Annotated in this window: 5 protein-coding genes and 2 pseudogenes; 3 read left to right on the top strand and 4 right to left on the bottom strand. The window is 63.3% G+C overall.

Annotated elements, in window-relative coordinates:
* Window positions 1-1114: HAD-IC family P-type ATPase (locus EOA86_RS20990; RefSeq protein WP_164891876.1), on the top strand; the 1114-nt coding region annotated here is incomplete at its 5' end.
* Window positions 1115-1122: 8 nt separating this feature from the next.
* Here EOA86_RS20990 and EOA86_RS20985 read toward each other — a convergent pair.
* The 4 genes from EOA86_RS20985 to EOA86_RS20970 all read right to left on the bottom strand — a co-directional run bounded on the left by EOA86_RS20985 (window position 1123) and on the right by EOA86_RS20970 (window position 3580).
* Window positions 1123-2286 carry an NAD(P)/FAD-dependent oxidoreductase gene (locus EOA86_RS20985; RefSeq protein ID WP_245485557.1) on the bottom strand — a complete coding sequence of 388 codons (1164 nt, stop codon included), beginning with the start codon at window positions 2284-2286 and terminating at the stop codon, window positions 1123-1125.
* A 111-nt stretch (window positions 2287-2397) separates the two neighbouring features.
* Entirely contained in the window at window positions 2398-2703 is a 306-nt protein-coding gene (locus EOA86_RS20980) for a c-type cytochrome (protein WP_127208043.1), read from the bottom strand.
* 88 nt (window positions 2704-2791) lie between these two features.
* Window positions 2792-3118, bottom strand: a complete 327-nt coding sequence (gene soxZ, locus EOA86_RS20975) for a thiosulfate oxidation carrier complex protein SoxZ (RefSeq protein WP_206630089.1) — start codon at window positions 3116-3118, stop codon at window positions 2792-2794.
* Window positions 3119-3133: 15 nt separating this feature from the next.
* Window positions 3134-3580: a thiosulfate oxidation carrier protein SoxY gene (locus tag EOA86_RS20970; protein WP_065007034.1), complete on the bottom strand. Its 447-nt coding sequence runs from the start codon at window positions 3578-3580 to the stop codon at window positions 3134-3136.
* 229 nt (window positions 3581-3809) lie between these two features.
* On the opposite strand from EOA86_RS20970, the pseudogene EOA86_RS20965 reads away from it, so the two are divergent.
* Both EOA86_RS20965 and EOA86_RS20960 read left to right on the top strand, forming a co-directional pair.
* Window positions 3810-4097: pseudogene (locus EOA86_RS20965) on the top strand (transposase family protein); the annotation flags it as partial.
* Window positions 4098-4727: 630 nt separating this feature from the next.
* Window positions 4728-5229 (top strand): annotated as a pseudogene (locus tag EOA86_RS20960) (hypothetical protein); the annotation flags it as partial.

Genomic DNA, 5229 nt, shown 5'->3' with positions numbered 1-5229 from the left:
ACTCGGCATCGGCCGGCTGGCGCGGCACGGCTGCCTCGTCCGCGACCCCGGCGTGCTCGAGACCCTCGCGCGTGTCCGGCTGCTCGCCTTCGACAAGACCGGCACTCTGACGGCGGGCAAAGCGCGTCTCGTGGGCGTCGACTGCGAGGAGGTCGGCATCGACGAAGTACTGGCGCGCGCCGCCGGTCTGGAGCGCCTTTCCGAGCATGGTCTGGCGCGGGCCATCGCGGCAGCCGCCACTCAGCGGGGCATCACGCCGCTCGTCACCCGCGATGTCCGGACGGTTCCCGGCCGTGGCGTCCGCGGCAGTGCCGAAGGCCGGGCCGTGGCGGCAGGGAACGGCAGACTGATGAATGATCTGGGCTGGCCGATTCCCCCGTCGCTGGCCGAGCGTGCGCGGTCGCTGGAGGCGAGCGGTCATTCGGTGGTCTATCTCGGTTGGGGCGAGCAGGTTCACGCCGTGCTGTCACTCGATGATTCACCGCTTCCCGAGGCGCAGGCCGCGATCGCGGCTCTGCGTGAGCGCGGGCTCGACGCCACGCTGTTGACCGGCGACTTGGCGCAAGCGGCGGAGCGGATCGCGGTCCTGGTCGGGATCAAGGACATCCAAGCTGGCCTTTCGCCGGAGGCCAAACGGCTGGCCCTGGATCGGCTCCGCCATGGCCACAGTTCGGTGGCGATGGTCGGCGATGGACTGAATGACGGGCCGGTCCTGGCCGCCGCAGATGTCGGTATCGCCGTCGGCTCCGCCACCGATCTCGCCCGCGAGACTGCGGCGCTCGTGCTGCCTGCTGACGGATTGTGGATGCTGCCCTGGATCGTCGACGTGGCCCGCGCGGTCCGCAGGACCATTTTGACCAACCTTATGTGGGCGTTCGGCTACAACCTCGTCGCCCTGACGTTCGCAGCATTCGGACTTCTGCAGCCGATCCTTGCGGCGGCGGTCATGGCCGGCTCGATCATTCTCGTGGTGGTGAATTCGCTGCGGCTGGAGCGGCTGCCCGATCCTGTTCCAGCGCTGATCCCGGAGCAACGATCCGGTGCCAAGGCGGAGCGTACCCAGCATGGTGCCGGCATTTCCGCAATGGCCGGCCCGGCCGTCGAGCGGAGTTGAGTTTCGTTTCAGCCAAACACGTCGTGCGTGAACGCGTCATACCAGCCTTCCGCCGCGCGCGCAGCCTGCCGGCGGACCTCGGAGCTTTCCTCGACCTTGCTGATAAAGCTAATGACGCTCTTGAGCTTCCCATCGACGGGCTTGAAGCTGATGGCGTTGCTGAACGCATCGTCCGGGGCGAGATAGGTGTAGCAGGTGTTGAACAAATGCGCCGGGAAACGCGCTGATCCGGTGAGATCGGCCGCGATAGCAAAGGCGCAGGCTTTGGCCTGGCTGTTGGCGCAGAAGGCGGATTTCGGCATATCCCAGCCGATGATCGCGTCGCCGACCAGATGGACGCCGGGCTGCAGCGCCGATTCGAAGGTGACCGGATCAACCGGACACCAGCCCGACTGATTGGCGAGCCCTGCCTGCTGCGCCAAGCGCCCGGCCATTTGCGCCGGGATGACATTGGCCACCGCGGCCTTGAATGTTGCTCCCTCGGTGATCACCGACCGGGTCTTCGCGTCGATCGCCGTGACCCCGCCAGTGAACTGGGCCGGTAGCCATTCGATCATTCCCGGATAGTGGCGGTTCCAAGCGTCCTGGAACAGGTCCTGCGCGTTGAAGCTGTCTTTCGCATCGAGGATCAGAATTTTGGCCTTGGGTTTGCGGCGCTGGAAATAGGATGCGACGAGCGAAGCGCGCTCGTAGGGGGCTGGCGGGCAGCGAAACGGATTCGGCGGAGCAACGAGCACGAACAGCCCGCCGTCCTCCATGCTTTCCAGTTGCTGGCGCAACAGCCTGGTTTGCTGCCCTGCATTCCAGGCGTGCGGCATGATCTCCATCGCCGCTTCGTCATAGCCGTTAAGCGCCCGATCCCTGAATGCGATGCCTGGCGCAACAACGAGACGGTCGTAGCTGAGCTTCGACCCGTTGTTCAGCGCAACGGTTTTCACCGCCGGGTGAATCGCCGCGGCGGACTCATGAATGACGGTGATGCCATTTTGTTTTGCCAGCGCTTCATAACCATGACTGAGCGATTCGAACGGGCGCAGCCCGGCGAGATAGAGATTGCTGAAGAAACAGGTCGCGTAGCTCTGCCGCGGTTCAACCAGGGTCACTTCGATAGCCGTGGCGGTGGCGGCGAGATATTTGGCGACCGTTGCTCCGCCGATGCCGCCGCCGATCACGACGACACGCGCCTTCGCCTGACCCCGCGCCTTCGGCTGGTTGAGCGCCGTTAGCAATGCTGCTCCGGTGAGGCGGGCGAACTCGCGACGCGTCCAGGATTTCATGGCGCGTTACTTTCCCTGCGCTGCGACATAGCGCGCGACGCTCGCGATCTCCTCGTCGTTGAGCGACAGCGCGATAGCGTGCATGATGTGATTTGGACTCTCGCTCGCCCGGTAGGCAAGCAGGGCGTTGGTGAGCCTCTCCTCACCAAGCCCGATGATGCTGGGAATGATTGCGCCGCCGCCATCGAGGCGATGGCAGGACGCACAGGTCGCGGCGAGTTGAGCGCCTTGATCGGCCTCCTCCGCCGCGCCGGATTGGCTGACGAGCAGCACGAGGCCAGCGGCAATCGCAGATCTCGCGACGGGGCGCATGCTGAATACCCGTCTGTTTCGGAGTTTTCGGGTCACGCTCCTGCCCAGCTCTTCACATCAATTCGCGCAGCTGAATTGCGCCACCACCTCAACCGACCGTGAGCTGGTGCGACAACGCAAAGACGGCATCGCCATCTTCTTCCCAAACGAAATCGAGCCGGCCGCTCTCCGTCGCGCGCAAGGAAAATTCGAAGAACGGGTTGGCCGAAATCGCCTCGTGGAGATCGACACTGAACACCACGGTTTCGTTGTAGCGGCAGACAAACTTGTTGATGATCTTGCGCGGGATCACATTGCCTTGATCATCATGGCGCAGCCCTGTTTCCATCTCATGGCTGATGATGGTCTTGACCTGAAAAATCTCTCCCTTCGCCGCGGCGCTCGGCACGATCACGCGTGGTGTCGGGGTGGTCACTGTCTCTCTCCGATCTCAGGCACAGCCATCCGTGGCGACACGGACCCACGTCGTGGTCATCAGCAAATTGCCGTCATTCATTTCGGCAACAGCGATGACATGTTGCGGTCTGGCAAGACGGATGCGTGTCGACACGCGAGGTAGACTGCGTTGGGGGACGAAATGGAAACTGGCGACTTCGATAAGCGGGTTCCGCGGCGCGAACACGCGCATTTGCCTCACATGGTCGGCCTCAGTCATTGGGCTGTCGATGTAAAGGCTCATGGGCACGGTATAGCCGGTCGGGAAGTCCGTCGGCATTATCAGGTGCAGGCGATCCGACACCGTGGCCGTCCGTCCGGTGAGCTGTTCGACGAGATCCAGCGCTTCATCGTTCGCGCGGGCGCTCTGCAGCGAGAAGAGCGACACCCCGGCAAACCCCACACTCCCGGCGATCAAGACATCGCGGCGCGTCAAGCTCATCGTCCCGGTCTCCAAACCCTGCCACTCTTTAGGCCATTCCAAGAACACATCGGCGGCGGCGGGCGGCGCACTCGGACATATCAGTGCGGCTGCTTCTAGCAAATTTAGCACCGACAACCGCTGGGAGCAATCTCGGGGAAGTTGGACACAGGGCTGCGAACTCGGGTTAACGGGCTTTAGGGATTGCGGTTGATCTGATTTCCATGGGGCTTCGATTCAGAGCCCTGCCATGCCCCTTGCCGCCCTCGAAGGATTTGAGAAGCCGCGCCTGAAGGCGCTTCTGGAGCATTTCGCCTCGATCGAAGACCCGCGGGAGCCATGGCGGGTGGCGCATCCGCTGCCGGAGTCCTGCTTCTGGTTGTCTGCGCACGATCTGCGACTGCGACGACTATGATCTCATTGCCGATTGGGGCGCGGCGCGTCTCAACTTCCTGCGCCGCTACTTGCCCTATCATCACGGCGTGCCGGGCGGGCGCTGGCTGACCTGCTGATGAACCGCATCGACCCGGGCCTGTTCTCGGCCGCCTTCACCTCACGCCTTCCAGCTGACCTCAGACGATACATAGCCGGCCTAAACGGACTGCAGCTATCCACTCTTCTGCGACCTTCCCGCGCCGATTTTTAGGAGGTCAATCGGAAAGAGCAACTAGCGCCAATTCCGGACCAACATCGAGGTGACCCTGTCGGTCGCCTCTCCGATCCGTTAGCCGGCCTTCGTGTTGCTTCGCGGCAAGTACCACACACAGGGGTTAGCGGTTCGACGTCGCTGCGGGCGAACATAGTAGAACGGTGTCGGCCGATCATTGTCAAAGATCTGACCGTCATCGAGCTTTCCTGAAAGACAAAGGTCGCTTGGACGTGGGTGCGAGATTGGCATTTTCCAGTGTCGCTCGCGACGCCGGACGCAGAGGTCCAACATTGTTTTTCGTTCTTGACGATCGATGATCATCGACAGCGGTCCCGTGAATCTCATCAAAGCGTCGCGCTTCTCGCCATTTCCGGCTGCGGCCGGTGAAGCGCCGCGCCCTGGACATATTCTCGACTGAAAAACGCCCCGAAGCGCCCGGCAACCGACCGATTGGGAACAATATTAGCTGTTTCAAGGTTGGGGATGCGCAAGGGACTGCTCTACGGAATCATTGTCCAGATGAAACGTCATTTTCGGATTCTTGTGGGTGCCACGGTCGGCCTCACATTGACACCTGCTCCGCTTCCCGCACTTTCGCGCGACGCCCAGCCGCTCGCGGCACCCGTCATTCTGGCCCAAGCCCAGTCGTCCGAAGAGGAAGAGCTGCTGCGCAGGAAGAAGAGAAAGGGGGCCGAACGCGACGAGCAGCGGACTCCCCATGCAGAAAGGCCGGCGCAGCGCGAGCGGGCCAAGCGGCCTGCGGCGCGGGAGCGCGAAGCCATCAAACGGCGTGCCGCCGAACCTGAGCCGGCGATCACCGAGGAACGCCAGAAGCGGCGCAAGGAGCGCGAAACCGTCAAACGGCGTGCCGCCGAACCCGAGCCGGCGATCACCGAGGAACGCCAGAAGCGGCGCAAGGAGCGCGAAGCCGTCAAACGGCGTGCCGCCGAACCCGAGCCGGCGATCACCGAGGAACGCCAGAAGCGGCGCAAGGAGCGCGAGGCCGCCAGACGGCCTGCCG

This window comes from Mesorhizobium sp. M5C.F.Ca.IN.020.32.2.1, assembly GCF_004023105.1.
In the GTDB taxonomy this organism is placed as follows: Bacteria; Pseudomonadota; Alphaproteobacteria; order Rhizobiales; family Rhizobiaceae; genus Mesorhizobium; species Mesorhizobium wenxiniae.
This window is presented reverse-complemented; position numbering and strand designations above follow the sequence as displayed.

Coding starts and splice junctions, on each gene's coding strand:
- EOA86_RS20970 (WP_065007034.1), bottom strand. CDS start 3,580: ATGAGCTTGACGCGCCGCGATGTCTTGATCGCCGGGAGTGTGGGGTTT.
- EOA86_RS20980 (WP_127208043.1), bottom strand. CDS start 2,703: ATGCGCCCCGTCGCGAGATCTGCGATTGCCGCTGGCCTCGTGCTGCTC.